Annotated in this window: 14 protein-coding genes; 11 read left to right on the forward strand and 3 right to left on the reverse strand. The window is 41.0% G+C overall.

All coding sequences use genetic code 11. The features are described from left to right. Positions 1-210 precede the first annotated feature (210 nt). The 8 genes from DBR43_RS19475 (at position 211) to DBR43_RS19510 (ending at position 10,764) form a co-directional block, all read left to right on the forward strand. Positions 211-780, forward strand: coding sequence for an RNA polymerase sigma-70 factor (locus DBR43_RS19475; RefSeq protein WP_124583823.1), 570 nt, complete (start codon positions 211-213; stop codon positions 778-780). Between the two features lie 94 nt (positions 781-874). Continuing rightward, positions 875-2,059 carry a FecR domain-containing protein gene (locus tag DBR43_RS19480; RefSeq protein ID WP_124583825.1) on the forward strand — a complete coding sequence of 395 codons (1,185 nt, stop codon included), beginning with the start codon at positions 875-877 and terminating at the stop codon, positions 2,057-2,059. A gap of 274 nt (positions 2,060-2,333) precedes the next feature. Next, on the forward strand, positions 2,334-5,954 hold the full coding sequence (locus tag DBR43_RS19485) for a SusC/RagA family TonB-linked outer membrane protein (RefSeq protein ID WP_124583827.1): 3,621 nt from the start codon (positions 2,334-2,336) through the stop codon (positions 5,952-5,954). A gap of 12 nt (positions 5,955-5,966) precedes the next feature. After that, entirely contained in the window at positions 5,967-7,430 is a 1,464-nt protein-coding gene (locus tag DBR43_RS19490; RefSeq protein WP_124583829.1) for a RagB/SusD family nutrient uptake outer membrane protein, read from the forward strand. A gap of 10 nt (positions 7,431-7,440) precedes the next feature. Further along, on the forward strand, positions 7,441-8,820 hold the full coding sequence (locus DBR43_RS19495; RefSeq protein ID WP_124583831.1) for a substrate import-associated zinc metallohydrolase lipoprotein: 1,380 nt from the start codon (positions 7,441-7,443) through the stop codon (positions 8,818-8,820). Positions 8,821-8,836: 16 nt separating this feature from the next. Further along, on the forward strand, positions 8,837-10,183 hold the full coding sequence (locus DBR43_RS19500; RefSeq protein WP_124583833.1) for a DUF4302 domain-containing protein: 1,347 nt from the start codon (positions 8,837-8,839) through the stop codon (positions 10,181-10,183). Between the two features lie 82 nt (positions 10,184-10,265). Continuing rightward, a complete protein-coding gene (locus DBR43_RS19505; protein ID WP_124583835.1) occupies positions 10,266-10,418 on the forward strand; it encodes an RNA-binding protein in 153 nt (50 codons plus the stop codon). A 154-nt stretch (positions 10,419-10,572) separates the two neighbouring features. Further along, the gene (locus DBR43_RS19510) at positions 10,573-10,764 is read left to right on the forward strand and encodes a cold-shock protein (RefSeq protein ID WP_074605915.1); all 192 of its coding nucleotides are present in this window, start codon (positions 10,573-10,575) and stop codon (positions 10,762-10,764) included. A 141-nt stretch (positions 10,765-10,905) separates the two neighbouring features. Here DBR43_RS19510 and DBR43_RS19515 read toward each other — a convergent pair whose 3' ends face one another. Next, the gene (locus DBR43_RS19515) at positions 10,906-11,832 is read right to left on the reverse strand and encodes a Dyp-type peroxidase (RefSeq protein WP_124583837.1); all 927 of its coding nucleotides are present in this window, start codon (positions 11,830-11,832) and stop codon (positions 10,906-10,908) included. Between the two features lie 245 nt (positions 11,833-12,077). Here DBR43_RS19515 and bla point away from each other — a divergent pair, with 245 nt between their 5' ends. The 3 genes from bla (at position 12,078) to DBR43_RS19530 (ending at position 14,714) form a co-directional block, all read left to right on the forward strand. Next, positions 12,078-12,941 carry a subclass B3 metallo-beta-lactamase gene (gene bla, locus DBR43_RS19520; protein ID WP_124583839.1) on the forward strand — a complete coding sequence of 288 codons (864 nt, stop codon included), beginning with the start codon at positions 12,078-12,080 and terminating at the stop codon, positions 12,939-12,941. A gap of 100 nt (positions 12,942-13,041) precedes the next feature. Continuing rightward, positions 13,042-13,623 (forward strand): Crp/Fnr family transcriptional regulator, encoded by a 582-nt coding sequence (locus DBR43_RS19525; protein WP_124583841.1) that lies wholly within the window; start codon positions 13,042-13,044, stop codon positions 13,621-13,623. Positions 13,624-13,691: 68 nt separating this feature from the next. Further along, positions 13,692-14,714, forward strand: a complete 1,023-nt coding sequence (locus DBR43_RS19530; protein WP_158622551.1) for an alpha/beta hydrolase family protein — start codon at positions 13,692-13,694, stop codon at positions 14,712-14,714. Between the two features lie 229 nt (positions 14,715-14,943). On the opposite strand, the gene DBR43_RS19535 is transcribed toward DBR43_RS19530, so the two are convergent. Together DBR43_RS19535 and DBR43_RS19540 are read right to left on the reverse strand one after the other, a co-directional pair. Next, entirely contained in the window at positions 14,944-15,696 is a 753-nt protein-coding gene (locus DBR43_RS19535; protein WP_148090767.1) for a hypothetical protein, read from the reverse strand. 9 nt (positions 15,697-15,705) lie between these two features. Further along, positions 15,706-16,497 (reverse strand): hypothetical protein, encoded by a 792-nt coding sequence (locus DBR43_RS19540; RefSeq protein ID WP_124583847.1) that lies wholly within the window; start codon positions 16,495-16,497, stop codon positions 15,706-15,708. Positions 16,498-16,516: the final 19 nt, after the last annotated feature.

Consider the following 16,516-nt stretch of genomic DNA (forward strand, 5'->3'; position numbering starts at 1 on the left):
CTGCCGGACAGCTTAAAATATTATTAAAAAAATAGACAGCCCCTTAGAATACACTGCTAAAACGAAAAAACAGAAGCTTAAACGATTCTCTAGCCCTCTTTAAAAAAAGGTTATTTCGATTAACGTCAAAACATAAGTTAATCTGCCTGAATTAAAAATAATTTTATATCATTGAGAAAAGATTGATAATTAAAGCAAAGTAGAATCGTGATGGCTGATTACAGTACCTATTCTGATTTCGAACTGATATCGTTGTTAAAAGACAGTGACAATGATCAGGAAGCTTATGCTGAAATTTACAGGCGCTATGTCAGGCTGTTGGTTCGTTTTGCAGAATCCAAGTTATACAGCCTGGAAGATGCCCGGGATATTGTTCAGGATTTGTTCACCAACTTCTGGAGTGAAAGATTGGATCTTCATATTCAGGATAACCTAAAGTCTTATCTTTTTGGTATTGCCAAATACCAAATCATCAACAAGATCAGAAAGAATGTGGTCAGGGAAAGTTACGCCGGAAAATTAAGGGCCTTATCTCCTGCCTACCATTCCCTGGAAGAAGAACTCAATGCCAGAGAGCTGAGCACCAATGTTCGCTCGAAACTGGATCAGTTACCACAAAAGACCAAATACATCTACCAGCGGAGCAGAGACGAGCACAAGAGTATTAAGGAAATTGCCGAAGAACTGAACCTTTCCGATCAAACGGTAAAAAATCAGATCAGTATTGCACTGAATCACCTCAGAAAATCCCTTTCTTCGTTCTTTTTATACCTATTTTAAATAATTCAGAATATTTTAACATTTCTTCGGTACTTTTTATTCGCTGAAACTACTACCGTTATGAAGATAGAGAATTAACTATCTACGGTAGCGCATGACAACAAAAAGCATATCAGAACTTTTAACCCGATATTATAACAATGAATGTACTCCTGAAGAGGAGGCAAGGGTAAATGAATGGTTTGCTGAGCATGGCTCTGCCAAAACAAGTTTTGAACAAATGGACGCTGAAGCACAGCAGGTATGGGTAAATACTTTATTTACCGACATCACCACAGCCAATGCACTGAAAACACCGCAGCCTAAGGTCTTGAAAAAAAGACTTTGGCCAAGAATTGCGGCCGCCGCAGCAGTATTAATTGGAATTGGCATCGGTCTGTATGTTGTAGGTCATGAATCAGATCAGGACCGTGTCATCTCTTATGCCAATACCATCCATCCCGCAAAGAACGCGGCTACCTTAAAACTGGCAGATGGAAAAGTGATCAGTTTAAATGAATCAAAAACAGGTATCGTTATAGACATCGCTGCGCTAACCTATGATGATGGTACAGCGGTTGTCCTGAATTCTACCGATGAAAAACAACTTCAGCCAACAGATCCTGAAGCCGATGGCAAAGCCGGCAATCTAACCGTAAGCACGCCAACGGGCAGGCAGTACCAGTTGATCTTACCAGATGGTACTAAGGTATGGCTCAATGCCTCCTCCGCGCTTACTTTCCCTACCGTTTTCTCCGTTAAGGGCAACCGAATGATCACTTTGAGCGGCGAAGCCTATTTTGAAGTCGCCAAAGATAAATCCAGACCATTTATCGTGAAAACAAATACCCAGGAGGTTAAAGTACTGGGCACACATTTCAACATCAATAGTAACCACAGTACGGTAAGAACCACCCTGCTGGAAGGTTCAATTGCCGTTTCTCCGCTAGGCTATGCAGACGGTCAGGAGGGTTTAGCCCTTTCTGCATCCAGTGTACTCCTAAAACCCGGCGAACAAGCCCTGCAAAAATCTGGTAAGATCGAAGTGATTTCAGTAGATACGGAACAGGCTGTTTCCTGGAAAGATGGCTGGTTCTATTTTAAGAGTGCCAGCTTATCCGAAGTATTGAATGAAGCTGCGAAGTGGTACGACTTAAAAATCACCTATAAAAGTGATGTACCTGCAGATCGTTTTACCGGTAAAGTGCCCAGAACAGCAAGCTTAGGTATGTTTATTAAAGTACTTCAATTGAGTGATGTAAAATTCAAACTGGAAGGACGTAACATGATCATTGATTAAAAAAAACGATAATTAACCCCAACTATTAACCTTAACCAAACCAACCAAATGGAAAAAATCTACAAAGACACCGGCCCCTAACCGAAGAGGGCTATCCATATAAAAACAGAAGCCCCGATGGCGATCGGAGCTCTGAAATGATTGGGTAGACCCTTTAACAATTCGTGTAAACCATTTTAGTATTTAACCCAACCAAAACAAAAATATGAATAATATTATTCATTGCACCCTGCTGTCCAAAAAACCGCAGGGGCGCAATCTCATTTGGCGAACTATGAAGTTAACCTTCGCTCTATTATTCTCCGTATTTATGCAGGTAAGTGCGTCGGGAACAGCCCAAACAATAAACTTAAAGAAAAGGAATACCCCACTTACCCAAATCTTTGCTGATCTGGGCCAACAAAGCGGGTATCAGTTCTTTTACAACGAACGCTTGCTGGAAAAAGCCAGCAAAGTAAATGTTGAGATCGCAAACGGTACATTGATCGAAGCGCTCAACCTGTGTTTCGAAAACCAACCCTTCTCTTATGAGATTATGGATAAAACAGTTGTTGTGAAAGCCAGGGAGAAATCTATCCTGGAAGCGATTGCAGACTATTTTGCCATAGTTGAGGTAAAAGGACGTGTAACGGACGATAGCGGACGACCTATTCCAGGAGTAATCATCAGGGAAAAAGGCAAAAAGAACTCTGCCACCACAAATGAAAAAGGAGATTATCAGTTGAAAGTTGATGAGTCTTCTACACTGGTTTTTTCTTATGTGGGTTATAAAAATGAAGAAATTACCCTTGCCGGCAGAACCATACTCAATGTCAGGATGAAAGAGGATGTATCTCAGTTGAAAGAGGTCACGATTTCTACAGGTTATCAAACTCTTGAGAAGAAAACATTTACAGGTTCCTCTGCCATTATTAAAGCTACTGATGCTGAGCGTAACGGTGTTCCTGACATCAGCCGGATGCTGGAAGGACAAGTTGCAGGGGTTACTGTACAGAATGTTTCAGGAACCTTTGGTGCTGCACCGAAAATTCGTGTACGTGGTGCGACTTCCTTTTCCGGCGACAATAAACCTCTCTGGGTAGTAGATGGTATTATCCTGGAGGATGTCGTGAACATTTCCAATGAGGCCCTTACCACGGGTGATGCAAATACCCTGATCGGTTCATCTGTGGCTGGTTTGAATCCTGATGACATTGAGAGTTTCAATATCCTGAAAGATGCCGCAGCCACAGGTATGTATGGTGCAAGAGCCATGAACGGTGTAATTGTCGTGACGACAAAAAAAGGAAGACAAACAGAGGGTGCTGCAAGAATTAGCTATAGCGGAAACTATACGACCTATGCCAAGCCAAGTTATGCAGATTTTGATGTATTGAATTCTGCAGATCAGATGGCCATTATGATTGAGATGCAGAATAAAGGATATTATCAAATCCCCGGCGCTTCCAGAGGCAATTCGGGAGGGATCTTTTACAAGATGTACAACATGCTTTATGACTATAACGAAAGCACAAAAACCTGGGCATTGAGAAATGACAATGCCAGTAAAATTGCCTTTTTATCGAGGTATGCAAATGCAAATACAGATTGGTTTGATGTACTGTTTAAAAACTCCCTGCAACAAGATCATTCGGTCAGCATCAACTCAGGTACGGAAAAGTTTCAAACCTATGCTTCTACTTCATTTCTTCGTGACAATGGACAAACCAAAGGCAATAGTGTAGATCGTTTCACAGGTAATTATCGCGCTAACTTCAAGTTAAATGACAAGCTTAGCGGCGAATTACTGGCAAACGGCTCCGTACGGAACCAGCAAACACCGGGAACAACGGCATTGCAGTCGGACCCTGTTTATGGTACCTATTACAGAGGCTTTGACATCAATCCTTATAACTACGCATTGTCTACCAGCCGTCTGATCACCCCTTATGACGAAAATGGGAACCTGGAATATTTCCGCCAGAACAGTGCTCCATTTAACATCTTAAATGAGTTAAACACCAATTATCTGAAATTGGGAATGATTGATTTTAAGGTTCAGGGAGGAGTAAATTATAAAATAATCCCCAGCTTAACTTACTCCGTGAATGGTTCTTATCGCTTTACAAAGACGGAGAGTCAGATTTATATCCTGAAGAATTCCAATATGGCCACCTCATTTAGGACCATAGATGATGCCACCTCTTCCGTAGATAATCCGAATTTATACCTCGATCCTGATTTCCCAAATGGACTACGTGTGAGCGTATTACCGGATGGCGGTTTTTACAAGATTACAGGAGATAACCTAAAAAGTTATTATTTCAGACAAAATTTACAATACAACAAAACATTTAATAAAGACCATAACCTAAATGTTTTTGGTGCAATGGAGCTGCGCTATGCAGACAGACAAAATGAATATTTTGACGGTGCAGGTTATCAGTTTGAAAATGGAGGATTGGTAAGTTCCAATTACAAATATTTCAAACAGGCCGCTGAAACAGGCAAACCCTATTTTGGGATGGGCTACGGACTTGACCGTTACATTGCTTATTTTTCAAATGCCTCCTATACCTATAAGGAAAAATACACCTTAAAATTCTCTACTCGTCTTGATGGTTCAAATCTGATGGGTAAAAGCACGGTAGCACGGTGGTTGCCAACCTGGAACCTTTCCGGAAGCTGGAATATTGATGAAGAGTCTTTCTGGCCTAAAAACAACATCGTAAATGCGGCAAAACTAAGGGCCTCTTATGGTCTGGTTGCAAGTATCGGAAATGCCAAAAACTCGTCTGCAGTATTTTATAATCAAATTGCAAGGAGACCGAATATTGTGGATCAGGAAGTACAAACTTTCATTTCCAGCTTAGAGAACTCACAGCTTACCTGGGAGAAAACCAAGGATTTTAACATTGGTTTAGATGTAGCCATGCTTGGCGACCGCTTAAATTTAACCCTGGACGTCTATAAGCGGAATATTTTCGACCTAATTGGCGGGATCAAAACTTCAGGTATCGGCGGTCAGTTTGAAAAAACGGCGAATTATGGAGCGATGAAAGGAAATGGGATCGAATTTGCAATTACCGGTAAAGTAATAGACAACCCGAACTTTAAATGGAGAACCAATTTTAATTTTGGATACAATACCAATAAGGTGACCAAACTTGAAGTTGCTCCCAATGTATGGAGGTCTATATCATCTAATGGCGCCCCTGTAGAAGGCTATTCTCAACGAAGTTTATTTTCTGTACAATTTGCAGGTTTAAATCACGATTATGGATACCCGACCTTTATTGGTCCGGACGGAAAACCCACTACTTACATTGGTTTGCAGGACGACAATCTGTCTTTCCTAAAATATGAAGGACCTATTGACCCTACTTTTGCCGGAGGTTTTTACAATCAGTTTTCGTATAAAGGTTTCAGCGTATCCGCTTTATTCGGTTTTTCTGCGGGGAACTTTCTTCGTTTAAAACCAACGGTTCAAAGTGCATATGACGATCTGACCGCATTGAGCAGGGATGTGATGAACAGATGGGTATTACCTGGGGATGAAAAATTCACAAGTGTTCCGGCCATACTGGATCCGCTTTCCGCAGCTAAAATCATTGGCTCTGATGGTTCTGCTGTAGACATCAGGTATCCATATAACATCTACAATTATTCTACAGAACGAGTGGTAAAAGGAGATTATATAAAATTAAGGCAACTGTCGCTCACCTATGCCCTTCCTAAGAGCATTTATTCCAGACTAAATATGTCCAATGCACAATTGTCGCTGGTAGGCAATAACATTTGGTTGATTTATGCAGATAAACGCCTGAATGGGCAGGACCCGGAATTCTATGCCTCCGGTGGTGTGGCCATGCCTGTTGCAAAACAGTATACCCTATCGTTAAAATTTGGATTTTAATACGCATCGATTATGAAATTAAATAAAATATCATTTGTCCTGTTAGCGGCAGTCCCGATCCTTTCTTTACTATCATGTAAAAAATATTTAGACGAAGCTCCGGACAACAGAACGGAAATTAATTCCGTTGAAAAGGTGGCTCAGCTCGTTTCAACGGCCTACCCTACCTATGATTATCTGACATTTACCGAATCCTCTTCAGACAATGCGGAAGATAAAGGCGTTGGTATCGGCAGTACTGACGAAATGTTTGACCTCCCTTACAACTGGGTAGATGTTATTGGTACAGGAACCAACTCTACCTCTAACTACTGGAACGGATGTTATGAAGGGATTGCTGCTGCAAATCAGGCACTGGAAGCCATTGAAAAAGAAAACCTCGGTGCAGCCGTGCTGCCCTATAAAGGTGAAGCCCTTGTAGCCCGCGCTTATGCCCATTTTATGTTGGCGATCCTGTATGCAACACCATATGAAATTGGCGGAAGCAACAGTGCTCCCGGAATTCCCTACATTACGGCACCGGAAACCAAGGTTATTGTACAGTACGACAGAGGTACGGTTCAATCTACCTACGAAAAAATCGAGAAAGATCTGGAAGACGGCCTCAAACTCCTTTCTGCTTCGGCCTACAAAACACCAAAATATCATTTTACCCCCGCAGCGGCACATGCCTTTGCTTCCCGTTTTTACTTATTCAAAGGAGAATGGAAAAAGGTAATTGAACATGCAACGTTAACCGTTCCGGGCAATGATTTTGTCAGCAACATCCGTCCGATTACGACTGGTTTGAAAGATATGACAGGTGAAGAATTTAATGCGGCATTTTTTTCCAGCGCACAAAAGTACAACCTGCTCTTGTCCAATAATTATTCGACCTATCATTACCAGTACGGACCGCGACATGGATATGGTTCAAAACTCGTAAAAATGTTTACCACTGCAAATGTAACCGGTAAGATTTTAGCCAACCGTGTGGTGTCTTATGGCGTACCACAGTATACCACTTATAAGTATAAAGGTTATTTCTTTAATACCGGCCCCGGAATTGGTTTCCCTTACCTGACCAGTGCGTCGTTAACGGTAGATGAAGCTTTAATGAACAGGGCTGAAGCCTACGCTGAGCTCGGAGATAATGATCTGGCGCTGAAAGACATCAATGATTTTTATAGTGTCCGTACCGATTCCTACAGTCCGGTAAACGATGCCGTTACCCTGGCGAAGATCAATAATTTCTATAAGCTTTCAAACCCTAAAGATGGCTTGATCCGAACCATACTGGATGCCAAAAAAGCGGAGTTTTTACAGGAAGGAATCAGGTGGTTTGACATCATCCGACGGAGACTTACTGTTGTCCATAACAACTTCGATGCCAGCGGACTGGAGACCTTTACAGAACTTAAACCAGGTGATAAACGAAGACTATTTCAATTGCCTAAAGAGGTTAAATTGTCTGGTATAGAATTAAACCCGAGATAAAATTAATATTATGAGACATATATATAAATTTTTAATATTTGCGGCTTTAGTTACCTCGATAACGGGTTGTCGCAAAGCTGAAAACCTGAATGTAGATTACAGTACTTTTAACGCTGATCATCCGGAGACCAATACCGCATTAGACCAGTGGTTGAAAACGAATTTTCTGGATGCCTATAATATAGATGTGGTGTATCGTTACAACCGCTATTACCATGGAAATACGGCAAACGTTACGCCCAACAAACTGGGAGATATCCAGCCTACCATGCAGGAAGTCCTGAATGGATTCATTGCCCCATACAGAAAGGTGGCCGGGGAGACATTTTCTAAGAAGTACATTCCTAAAGAGTTTGTATTATTTGGCTCCTACTCCTATGCCGATGGTAATGATCCGGGTGTAGCAGGAACTGCTGCTGCCGGCAGGAGAATTACATTGTATGGCTTAAATGATTATGCCCCGCTCCCTGGAGGTGCATTTTATTTTTGGGACAGACAAAGAATCATGCACCATGAGTTTGGCCATATCCTGAATCAGATCATTCCTATCCCTACGGATTTTGAAAGTATTTCTAAAGGTTTTTACAAGCAACCATATAAAGATATGCCGGAAGAAACTGCCCATCAAAACGGATTTGTAACCAGTTATGCCAGTGGCGTGTATACCGAAGATTATGCGGAAACCATTAGCTGGGCATTAATTAACGGACAGGCATGGTATGATAACTGGGCCAATACCTCATCACCGGCAGGAAAAAACAGGTTGATCCAGAAAGAGCAAAATGTGATCAATTATTACAACAGTCTGGGGATAAGCTTCAAAGAGCTGCAGCGGGAACTACAAAACTATATGCGGAATACGCTGAATTTAAATGAATCAAAGTTTTCTTACTGGCTCAACAGAAAAATATATTCTTCAATGACAGTCAACCTGGAATCAGCGGCCTATACCAAATATGGCAGTTCGGATGCTTTTGGCCAGGTGTATAAAGGTGTAAAAACAGCAATAAACGGCTTGGGCGGATATGGATTGACCTTCAATTTTATAAAATTCAATTTCAGTTCAGCAACCACCATGAACGTGGAGATCAACTTTAATCAGGGGCCGGATAACTATCTCGCAAACTATGCGTATAACATGGCGATTAATCAGACTACCGGAGAGGTTAAATTTACTACAGGTACACCCGGAGGAACGGATAATAACTGGGTAAACAATGCCAATTTACTGCGGCCATCTGTACAGCCTTTGCTGGATTACCTGGGTAACCAGTTGTTCATTGCCGACTGGCTCCCGGTAACTGTTGATGCCGATAATTACATGAAATACGGTGGTTTTTACGTGAAGGGTAGTCCATCAAACTATTTTTATGCACCGCTGACTTATTAAATTAACTTAAGACAAAATGAAAAGATTACTATTTTTTATTGCACTCTTGTCTGTATTGATCAGCTGCAAAAAAACATCATACGTTGCAAAATTTGATAAGTTACCTCAGGAAAGAGCAGGAGAACAAATCGCCCTGGTTCTAAACTCCTTAACATCCGCAAAAGACGGATGGATTGCCTCTCTGCCAACAGCTAAAGGCGGAGGTTATGGTTTTTACGTCAGTTTTGATAAAGATCAGAATGCAATTATGTACGGAGATTTAACTGACAAAAGTGCTTCAGAGGCTGGAAAATCCTACTTTAGGGTAAAACAGGACATGGGAACAGATTTAATTTTTGATACGTATAACTACATTTCTATGTTAAACGATCCCGATGATAGTGTACTTGGAGGTGAAAGCAAAATCGGGTTCAGCAGCGACATCGAATTCATTTATGACCGCTCTACTGCCGATAGCATCATTTTTATAGGGAAGAAGTTTCGCCAACCCTTTAAACTGGTAAAAGCCACGGCTGCACAAAGGGCGATTTATGAAGCTGGTGGTTTTAAAACAGCGATTGATAAATTAAAAAATTTCTTCGTCAGCAACCAAAATCCTTATATAGAATTGGGTTCCGGTGCTGAGGCCAAAAAGATCGGAATCACACCTAATATGACCAATAACCTCGAAATTGGAAAGAGAATCGACTTTACCGGTCCGGCGGCAGATGGAAAAATCAGCTCTGCCTCCGAAAAATTTAATTTTACACTTGATGGCCTCTCCATTCTGAACAAGGGACTTGTTTTTCAAGGGATCACGTTTGTAAGACTGAGCTGGAAGGATGCGGTAACCTTAGCAATGTACGACGCAGCAGGAAAGGAATATATTGTTAAAAATTCAATCGTACCATTAATCCCGCTGAATCAGCTTTGGGGCACCAAATATAGTGGCATGCTTTCTGAATTTAAAACGATCTATCCAGGCACTTCTGCCAGTGGGGCGGTGATACTGAACTACTTCCATAATAACTTACAACCTAATCCGCTTAATCCTTATAGTTTCAATTACGGCCGCATCAACTTTGTGTGGAGCGTAGTGAACAAAAGATTAACGATTAACGCCCATACCAGCCAGAGTGGAGGAGCAAATACCTGGGTTACTTCATCAACCTACAGCTATACTACAGATGATAAAGGTGTGTACAAATTCACGCTTCTATCTCCGCCTTCAGAGGGATATGCGGGCAAAATTATCCTGAAGCTGCATGACTTTATACTGGCCAATCATGTGACTTTTGATTATTACATAGATAATGGCATTGTTTATGGAAAAATGGCGAGCGTAGAAGATCCTACAATCGTGATGACCTTTATGCTGCAATAGAATTCATAAAATAAGGCTACCTTAAATGCCTAAATAGCTTAACGGTTATTTAGGCATTTATTTTAAACATGAAACACCAGTTATGGAAAACAAACCTGTTCAAAATTTAAAGAATGGAGACCAATGTCTGGTTACCAGCAAAACAGGTCATATTACCATTACCGTTGAACAAAAAAATGGCGTTCGGTTGAAAACACTCGGAAAAAACGTTGTGGTTAAGAATGAGGAAGAATAAGTTCCTTTTACAGGGGTAAAAAACCCGTTTTTAAATATTTTGTAAAAAAAACTTAGAATTCTTTTAAACAATCCTTATTTTACAGTGCTATTGTTTTCCGTTGGGCAACCAATTTCGGAAGTCAATACAATTTATCTTTAATAGCTTAAATACAATGCAAGAAGGAACAGTAAAATTTTTTAATGAGTCAAAAGGATTTGGCTTTATCGTACCCGCCAACGGAGATGCAGAAATCTTTGTTCATGTGACTGGACTAACAGGTCCAATCAGAGAGAACGACACCGTTACTTATGATGTTGAAAATGGCAAAAAAGGCCTGAACGCAACAAATGTAAAAGTCATCTAATTTATTGATGATTTACCTAAAGCATCTCCAAAAGAGGTGCTTTTTTTATTTCAATGCTTTTCTGATATTTAACCTTCTTTTGCTGCTGCAGACTGCCGGGAAGAACTTCTATTAAAGGCCACCTGGGCAGGCTCTAACCAGTTAACCGGAGGAGAACTCATCCATCATGTCGACTGTTGGAACGAAAAACAAACTACCTGTTTTTGGGGTACTAAAATCGAGGATCCTATCGTAATTCCCTATAGGAGCACCAATAAACATATTACTCAGCATTTTCTGTACCGTACTGAATTTGCTGGCATAGGCAATAAAGTAAGTCCCCATTTCATTCGTAGACATGTTTCCAAAGGGCATGTTATCCCGGACAATTTTAAGATCATCACCCACGTTTGCTAAGGCGATATGGGAATTGGCCGGTTTTACGTCATCCTCCATTTCGATATCATTCGATTTGGACCTGCCAATTACTTTTTCCTGATCCCCTACAGACAACCCTTTCCAGGCTGCCAGGTCATGAATATACTTTTGAACAAAAAGGTAACTTCCTCCTTTATAATCAGGATCATCATCTCCAATAATACCAAAAAATTCCCGTTCCTGTCCGTTTGGGTTTTCTGTACCGTCAACAAAACCCAGGATGGAGCGTCCATCCCAGTATCTGAAACCCTGGATTTCTTCTACGCTGACGGCTACCGGGCTCAGGAGATCAGTTATTTCAGATGCCATATCATAACATATGCTCTGGCTATCGGCTCTGATATGAAAATGTAAGTCTCCTCTGGAAGATACTGCGGTATGTTTTTCACCTGTAACCGGAACAAAATCTACCAGCTCCTTAGGTAGTGGCGCAGGGAGTCCGAGCTGCAACCAGGCCTGATATCCGATTCCCATTACACAACTTGCACGAGATACCGGGAAGCGAATTGCAGCAGAATTATTAAGGTTGATCAGCAGTTTACAAAGATTGCTAAAAACAGCTTTAACCTGTAAGTTTTCTTTGAAGTTCCAAACCATGAAAATGGTATTGCTATTGGTACTATCTATTGTATTCTGTGATTCCGGATTCATAAAACAGCAGCATTTTTATGCCGGATAAATATATAAAAAAACTACATAAAAGCCTTTTCTATTGTCCAAAACAACTTTTTAACCCTGGCTTCCGGCGGGCAAGACCAAAACATTTTCCATCTGCTCAAAAGTCCTGGCGTCTTCAGCTTTCACAAGTGTTTTTCTATTGAAATATCAGCGATATCTCTAGCGTTATTTTCAATATATTCGCTGTAATTACTCCACATTAATTGTAATTTTTTTTTATGCTTAAACATCACTTCCATATCGTTACAGTTATCCTGTTTTTCAGTTCCTTTATCGCTACAGCCCAACAGGTAAAAGAACCAAAAGATACGCCGGTAGAATGGTCTAAACCTTATCCGCCTTTCCGCATTGCCGGCAACTTATATTATATCGGTACAGATGATCTGGCTTGCTATCTTATTGTTACTCCAAAGGGGAATATCCTCATCAATACCGGGCTTGCTGCTTCTCTGCCATTGATTAAAGCAAACCTGAAAACATTGGGTTTTAAATTTAATGACATCAGGATATTACTTACTACTCAAGCTCATTATGACCATATGGGCGCTATGTCTGAGATAAAAAAAGCGACCGGAGCTAAGCTTATGGTCAATGAAAAGGATGCAGCCGTTGCAGCGGACGGGGGGAGTTCAGATTACGCATTAGGTGGTCATGGACCAACCTTTGAACCCGTTAAAACCGATCGTTTATTACACAATGGTGATGTTATAAAATTAGGTGACATGCGACTGGTAATGCTCCATCATCCAGGTCATACGAAGGGCTCCTCTAGTTTCTTGTTTGATGTAAAAGATGGAGGCCGGAAATATAAAGTATTAATTGCCAATATGCCGACCATTGTTACGGATAAAAAGTTCTCTGAAGTTCATACGTATCCTGATATTGCCCGAGACTATGCGTATACGATCAGTGCGATGAAAAAACTGACTTTTGATATCTGGCTTGCCTCTCATTCCAGTCAGTTTGGGCTGCACAGCAAGAATAAACCCGGCAGTCCCTATAATCCGGCAGCTTTTATTGACAAAACAGGCTACGATAAAGCAATGAATGACCTGGAGGATCAACTTTCAAAAAAAGACTAGCTTCGGTCTGCTGAGTTATCCTGGGGTTTTGAAGAAAACTAAATGAGGGGATTAAAATTCAGCAAGGGTATTAAATTAATTCAGATTTCAGGTCATACAAATGGATGAGAATAAATTCGGGCAGTTAAAAAAGTACCTCACAAATCATGTTGCTGTTGATGATGAAAGTTTTTCCGTTTTTTGCAGCAAATTTAAGTTCAGGACTTTCCGGCGCAACGAAATAGTATTGAAAGCAGGTGAGATCTGCTCCTATATGTATTTCGTAAAAAGCGGATGCCTTCGGGTTTTTATGCTGGATGCCGAAGGCAAAGAATCCACCCGCTTTCTGGTATTTGAAAATAAGTTTGGTACAGCTTTCCCCAGTTTTACGCTACAGGAACCTTCCTTAGCGTCTATCCAGAGTTTAGAAACATCCGAAGTTTTATATATCAGTTACCGCGATTTCCAGCAACTCTCCGATCATTTTCCAGGTTGGGAAAAGGTATATCGGATCAACCTGGAAAAAGACTACATAGAATCTATCAAACGGATTGAAAGTTTAATTACCGTTGACGCTAAAGACCGGTACAAACTGCTGCTGCTTAATAACCAGACACTGATCAAAAGACTGCCATCAAAAATCGTTGCCGATTATCTGGGTATATCACAGGAAACATTAAGCAGACTCAAGTCTAAAAAATGAATTTATTGACTTTTGTCAATTTTTATCCGGGGCATTATCCGGTGATTTGTTTGAGAAATAAGTCTATTATGTTTAAGAAAATTGCGTTTTTAATTCTGTTTTTACCAGGTATTGCACATGCACAAAGCTCCGCTATCGGGCAGAGAACTTTTCAGTACAGGGACTCATTGAGAGACAGACCAGTCAGCACCGAAGTCTGGTATCCTACAGATGCAGACGCTGATAAAGCCTCTACAGATCCAGAATATCCCTTTATTCGCGTCCCAACTATTCGTAATGCTCCTATCCCGCTAAAGAAATTCCCCTTGATCATGCTTTCACATGGAACCGGCGGAGGGCGCTTAAATATGGAATGGCTCGCCGACATCCTCGTTCAAAAAGGGTTCATCGTTGCCGCAGTTGACCATTGGGGAAACACCTATGATCATAAAACAGCGATAGATTTTGTTACCCCATGGAACCGGGCACAGGACATTAGCTTTGCATTAACGCAGCTGTTGCAGACCCGGGAACTTGATCAGGCAATTGACAGCGAACGTATTGGTGCTGCAGGTTTTTCCATAGGTGGTTACACTGTGCTCGCCCTTGCGGGTGCTAAACTAAGTCTGGAATCCCTAAATAATTTTACTGAAACGCCTCTTGGAATGAAGGAAATTGCATTGCCCGAATTCCCCAACCTTAAGACTATGGTAAATAAAGAAGAAGTGAGGGCTTCATTCGAAAAAGCTCCCGATCTGAAGGATAAACGAATAAAGGCATTTTTTGCCATTTGTCCGGCAATTGGGCAGGGCTTTAGGAGTCAAAAGCAGTTTGAATCCATTCATGATCCGGTTTATATTGTGGGCGCACAAAGCGATAGTATTGCCCCAATAAAAACGAATGCCCTACATTATCAAAAGATGATAAAGGGGTCAAAATTATTAATCCTACCAGGTAAAACGGGGCATTATGTATTTTTAAATGAGGCCAGGGACCAATTGAAAGAAAAGGAGAAGCAGTTTTTCATGGACGACAAGACAGTAAACAGGCATCATGTTCACCAGCAGGTAGGGAATGAAGCCGCATTTTTTTTTCTTGGTATTTTAAGGTAAAAAATTAAACATCAAGGCTTATTTATTTGTTGTTAAGGTACTTTCCTAAGTTGGTAGTTTAGGGTTGATTTTTTATCTGATATCTTTACTGATTTTATTGGTGACTGTATCCAATGGACAGTTAGAAAGCTATTTTTCAAAACTTTCATCTCTGCAACAGATCAGGTTGTTTTTAAAACTGAAGAACCCCGGATAGATACCCGGGGCTCAATTCAAAGCGCGTGTTAATTTAAATTTTGAACAGGCTAACTGCGTCCAGCTGATTGGAAGCCGGTGTCACAAAATAGGTTTGCACCCTTCCCTTTTCCCCTTTTTTAGGGAGATACAGCTGGTTCGTCCCACAGTTACTCAGTCCCTCGCTATCGTTAAAGGCCCATTGATCTGTAGTACCTGTTTTGACAAAGTACCAGGTATAAGTCTCATTTGGGTCTTTAAAACCTTCAGTAGTCACATAATCTGCATAGGTCCAGGTTGCAGGTTTTACGTTCCTGGCGATATAGACCGTCTTTCCTTCCTTATTCTTCATAAAAACATCTATCCCATCGTTACTCTGGGGATAATAAATGTAAAAAGCCATCTTGTTCGTTGAAGGATCTGCCGCCGGAGCTTTGATCTCTAAGGGACTGCCGTTGATAAACACAAATGGAAAAAAACGCTCTAACTCAGGGGTATTCAGGTTCAGCTGATTTTGAAAAACCTCTTTTCCAGAAATCACATCTTTAATTCTTAATAAGCCTTGTCCCTGACTAGCCGGATAAGTATACACTTTACCAAAATTCATTTGCTGGTCAGGTTCAATCTTAAATTTATCGTAGACCACTGCATCCATGGACACTTCCAGTTTACTGTTTCCGATGTTATAACCTCTGATTTGTATGCTAACCGCTTTTGTTTTCATTTCGTCTTTGTTGCAGGAAATAAGTCCTGCTGCTGCTATGACAAGCAGCATTAGTCTTTTCATATTGATCATCATCTGTTTCATTATTGATAGCTATTGATCTAATCGGGTAAAAAATCTCATCATACTTCCCGAAGGAGCTTCAGAGAAAATGTAAAGTTTGGAAGATGGAGTGGACGACGAGGGCTTTGGTGCTGTGGACGATAGCGGATTCCAGAGGTATGCCGTTCCATCAGTATAAGGGATGTCCGTTCCAGCCTTATAGATACGGACCACAAAGGAGGCCGTGGTTTTCACCCCATTATACTCCTGCGAGGCGGTAGAAAATGTGGGTAAGGTAATAGGCGCGCAAAACTCATAAGGTTTCACATTTTTTGCCCTGCCAAGTTCCTCGAATACCTTAGGTACCAAATAATATTTACCAACCACAAAGTCAACAGGCTCCGTATAATTGGTGGTGGTTGGCTGGAACATATAAATTAGCTTGAGCTTGCCCTCTTCAACAGCAGGCTTTTCCGGCATTGAACTGATTCGGCCATCTATGTATAAAAAGTTAATTTTTATCCCGGCGTCTTCTTTTTTCAACTCCTTTTCCAGTACCAGTTTTCCGGAAATCTTCTCCGCAACCCGAAGCTTAATCCGATTTTCATTTGGTCTGAAGGTATAAGCAGTTGTACTTTCAAAACGGGAATTAGGCTGCAATGGGGTAACAAAGTCAGTCGTGTCCAACTTCACCGTCAGTTCTTCATTACTTGCATTGTAGCCGATCAGATTGATGCCAAACAGCTCATCTTTATAGAGAAAATCCTGATCCCCTTTATTACAGGCAGTAAACGCCAGCAGCATAGTGCATAGGCAGATCAGGTAAAATTTATTCAATTTCATGATATTAAAAATTAAATCC

Source organism: Pedobacter sp. KBW06, assembly GCF_003852525.1.
In the GTDB taxonomy this organism is placed as follows: Bacteria; Bacteroidota; Bacteroidia; order Sphingobacteriales; family Sphingobacteriaceae; genus Pedobacter.

What these genes read in the sequence shown, in the direction of transcription:
- bla (WP_124583839.1), top strand. Translation starts at nt 12,078, where the DNA reads ATGCTTAAACATCACTTCCATATCGTTACAGTTATCCTGTTTTTCAGT.
- DBR43_RS19480 (WP_124583825.1), top strand. Translation starts at nt 875, where the DNA reads ATGACAACAAAAAGCATATCAGAACTTTTAACCCGATATTATAACAAT.
- DBR43_RS19515 (WP_124583837.1), bottom strand. Translation starts at nt 11,832, where the DNA reads ATGAATCCGGAATCACAGAATACAATAGATAGTACCAATAGCAATACC.
- DBR43_RS19505 (WP_124583835.1), top strand. Translation starts at nt 10,266, where the DNA reads ATGGAAAACAAACCTGTTCAAAATTTAAAGAATGGAGACCAATGTCTG.
- DBR43_RS19525 (WP_124583841.1), top strand. Translation starts at nt 13,042, where the DNA reads ATGGATGAGAATAAATTCGGGCAGTTAAAAAAGTACCTCACAAATCAT.
- DBR43_RS19495 (WP_124583831.1), top strand. Translation starts at nt 7,441, where the DNA reads ATGAGACATATATATAAATTTTTAATATTTGCGGCTTTAGTTACCTCG.
- DBR43_RS19510 (WP_074605915.1), top strand. Translation starts at nt 10,573, where the DNA reads ATGCAAGAAGGAACAGTAAAATTTTTTAATGAGTCAAAAGGATTTGGC.
- DBR43_RS19535 (WP_148090767.1), bottom strand. Translation starts at nt 15,696, where the DNA reads ATGAAACAGATGATGATCAATATGAAAAGACTAATGCTGCTTGTCATA.
- DBR43_RS19530 (WP_158622551.1), top strand. Translation starts at nt 13,692, where the DNA reads ATGTTTAAGAAAATTGCGTTTTTAATTCTGTTTTTACCAGGTATTGCA.
- DBR43_RS19485 (WP_124583827.1), top strand. Translation starts at nt 2,334, where the DNA reads ATGAAGTTAACCTTCGCTCTATTATTCTCCGTATTTATGCAGGTAAGT.
- DBR43_RS19500 (WP_124583833.1), top strand. Translation starts at nt 8,837, where the DNA reads ATGAAAAGATTACTATTTTTTATTGCACTCTTGTCTGTATTGATCAGC.
- DBR43_RS19490 (WP_124583829.1), top strand. Translation starts at nt 5,967, where the DNA reads ATGAAATTAAATAAAATATCATTTGTCCTGTTAGCGGCAGTCCCGATC.
- DBR43_RS19475 (WP_124583823.1), top strand. Translation starts at nt 211, where the DNA reads ATGGCTGATTACAGTACCTATTCTGATTTCGAACTGATATCGTTGTTA.
- DBR43_RS19540 (WP_124583847.1), bottom strand. Translation starts at nt 16,497, where the DNA reads ATGAAATTGAATAAATTTTACCTGATCTGCCTATGCACTATGCTGCTG.